Annotated in this window: 1 pseudogene; it reads left to right on the top strand. The window is 59.3% G+C overall.

Features of this window, described 5'->3' with window-relative positions:
* Window positions 1-258 (top strand): annotated as a pseudogene (locus tag BK660_RS31545) (NAD-dependent epimerase/dehydratase family protein); the annotation flags it as partial.

Consider the following 258-nt stretch of genomic DNA (forward strand, 5'->3'; position numbering starts at 1 on the left):
CACAGCCTAGGCGTCAACCGCGACAGCGTGCAATTGCCGCGTCTGCTCAAGCAAGCACGCAAAAGTGGCGTGGTGCGCCACGTCGGTACCGGCCAGAACATCTGGTCCAACGTGCACATCGAAGACGTCGTCGCCCTGTATCTGCTGGCACTGACCAAGAACGTTCCGGGTACTTTCTACTTCGTCGAAAGCGGCGAAGCCTCGTTCATCGACATGACCACCGCCATGGCCGAAGCCCTGAACCTGGGTCAACAGCAA

Origin of the sequence: Pseudomonas brassicacearum (assembly GCF_003732265.1) — a bacterium.
Classification (GTDB): domain Bacteria; phylum Pseudomonadota; class Gammaproteobacteria; order Pseudomonadales; family Pseudomonadaceae; genus Aquipseudomonas; species Aquipseudomonas brassicacearum_D.